The following is a 2,678-nucleotide window of genomic DNA, read 5'->3' on the forward strand; positions in this document are numbered from 1 at the left end:
CATAGACCAGTACTACACATCCACCAGCCGCCACCCGTCGCGCGGGGGCCGGACAATTACGGTTTCCTGACCCCTCCCCGCCATACACCGGACCACAAACGCAAAAAAGCGGCCCACATAATGAGGCCGCTTGCAGATGCAATTATGGTCTGAATGACGCCTGCCCTACGCCCGGCGTCTGCGTGCTCCCGCACAGGTCTTGGCTGTAAGGTCAGAGGATGGCGGACTCGCTTCGACTTGCCGCACGCTCGCTCAGCACCCGCCCGCATGTGACGCACGCCCGATGCGCCGCACAGCACGGAGCACCTCTCCCCCCTCCAAATACCACGCCCCAAGCAGAACACCCTGACGCGCCGCCCTGAGCGCGGGGCGCTTTTATGGCGCACACGCCGGCGCATTGAGTAGAAGGGACACCGCTTTGCGACTTCCCCACCCGGTGCGCCCGCTGCGCCGCGGGCTACAGGTAGCCCACCTGCCCGAGGGCCTGCTTGAAAACGCGCCATGCCTCCTGCTGGTCCTGCACAAGGACGAAATTTTCGCGCAGGTCGCCGTCATCAAACGCGCCCTCGCGCCAGCGCCCCTCCTCCTGAACGAAGGTCTCGTGCATTTCGGACGAAGCCACCATGACCCGGTGGGTCACCGTGTCCCTGTAAACTCTTGGACTTGTTGTAAATCGGGTCGATACGATAGGCATAGTACTCTTCCGGATCACAGGTCTAGCGCAGAATAACGTGTCATCCTCATGGATTACGTTCTCATCTTGTAGCGTTGGCCCGTGCAAATGACAAGCGCTGACAGCACTTTTTCCATGCTTCCAGGGCGTTGCGCGCTTTGTACACCCGCTGCATTTTTCATTGCCGCAGCACTCCACAGTCTATACAAACCCTGTTATACTCTCGCGGGGACACGGGGAGGACCGCAAACTCCACCATGCAGTCCGCACGGATGCATAGTTTTCTTCCATGAATTCAAAATAGAGACTTGCCGTTACGTCATGCGCACCTTTGCCACCATCTTCAGCCTACTTTCCGCAATCCTCATTCCCATCGGACTGCATTACTTCGGCCTTGTGGACCTCACCTCACCGACGCCGCGCGTGCGCATTCCGCTGTCCATCTTCTACGCCGAAGGGCCGCGCCCCTTCACCCTCACCGCGCAGGACAAAAAGCTGGTGGAAGACGCCCTGCGCAGGCACCACCCCATCGTCGAAGGCGCAAGCCTGTTCATTGAACCATATGTCACCGCCAGCGGCGGGCCGGGGTTCGAGTCGCGCCCGGTCCCGGCCTTTAGCCTCAACATCGCCCTTGAATCCGGCGACGCCCTTGATGTGCGCCACCGCGTGGTGCGAGACAAGTCCCTGCCCCACACCATTGCGGACACCGTCCAGCGCGCCATAGCCCAATACCTGCAAATGGACCTTGCCCCCAGCCCGGGCGTGCGCCGCACCATTACCATCTCCAGCCCGCAATCACGCCTGCCCGCGCGCCTCTGCCGCCTGCCTGCATAAAAAAACGGCCTGCCACAGGGGCAGACCGTTGAAGACTCTTCCATCACCGGCGCGGCTCAAGCACTTGGCCGCCGCGCGCGGCCTTAGGCGCCGCGTAAGACGCGCGCATCGCCAACGCGCACCGTCACCTTTTCCTTGTCCAAATACTCCATGACCGGGATGGCGAACTTGCGCGACAGCGTGGTGAGTTCTTTAAAGTCCGGGGCCGTCATCTGCCCGTTCTCCGTGATGAACCCCACCACCATATCCTGCAAGCGCTGCATGGCCGGGGCGTGGAAGTACATGTCCTCCTTCACCTTCACAAGCTCGCCAGCCTGTACCAGCAGACGAAACACCGGGGCGGCCTCCTTAAAGGCAACGCCCAGCGGGTCCAGCACGTCGCGCACGTTTGGCGGGGTGATGCCGCCAGCCGCGTAGGCGTCCCGTATGGTCGCCTGCAATTTTTCCTGATCCGCCGCAAGGGAGACCTTGTGCTCCGGCAGGCGCACGCGCTCGGCCTCGGCCACCAGCGCCTTCTGCTTCACCAGCCGCTCCACCACAAAGTGGATGAGCTTTTCCGGCAAAGCGCGCCCCCACTTGGACGAGGCAAGCTCGCCGCGCACCACGCCCTGCTCCATGGGCTTGGCCTTGTGGTAGGCCGCCACAGCCTCCACAGCGCCCGCCGCAAGGCGCTCCACCTCAGCGCCGGCCACAAATCCGCGCGCGTCCTTATCAAACAGGAACGCCGCGCCCTTGCTCATAAGCTGCTGCATGGTCTTGTCCAGCGCCTTGGATTCCAGATTGGACATGGTCATCAGCTGGGCAAAGGTAAGGCCCTCGGCCCCGGCAAGCTCAAGCTGCGCCGTCACAACATCTGCGGGGTCCTCACTGCGCAGGCGCTCCAGACGCGCCATGGCGTCATCGGAAAAACGCTTCACCTTGCGCCCAAGGGGATTCACCACCATGCCGCCCGCAATGGTCCGCAGGGGCGAGAAGGACCGCAGCACGACACGGTCGCCGTACACGGCGGGCATGGGGTCGCTAAAGCGCACCTGACAGATGGCGGTTTCGCCGGGCTTCAAGACGTCCCGGTCCAGCAGGTAGATGCGCGCCAGCACCTCCTTGGTGCCGTGGTGAAAGTGCAGTTCCTTGCGGTGCTTGAGCTCCTTGCCTGCCGAGGCAAGGTAGGTCA

At 62.6% G+C, this 2,678-nt stretch carries 3 protein-coding genes; 1 reads left to right on the forward strand and 2 read right to left on the reverse strand.

Annotation, left to right across the window (positions count from 1 at the left end; translation table 11 throughout):
- Positions 1-457: 457 nt before the first annotated feature.
- Positions 458-625 (reverse strand): hypothetical protein, encoded by a 168-nt coding sequence (locus tag ACY69P_RS15960; protein WP_462328197.1) that lies wholly within the window; start codon positions 623-625, stop codon positions 458-460.
- A gap of 369 nt (positions 626-994) precedes the next feature.
- Here ACY69P_RS15960 and ACY69P_RS15965 point away from each other — a divergent pair, with 369 nt between their 5' ends.
- A complete protein-coding gene (locus ACY69P_RS15965; protein ID WP_462328198.1) occupies positions 995-1,507 on the forward strand; it encodes a hypothetical protein in 513 nt (170 codons plus the stop codon).
- Between the two features lie 83 nt (positions 1,508-1,590).
- On the opposite strand, the gene ACY69P_RS15970 is transcribed toward ACY69P_RS15965, so the two are convergent.
- On the reverse strand, positions 1,591-2,678 hold a 1,088-nt coding region (locus ACY69P_RS15970; protein ID WP_462328199.1), incomplete at its 5' end, for a SelB domain-containing protein.

It is taken from the genome of Desulfobaculum sp., from assembly GCF_054921475.1.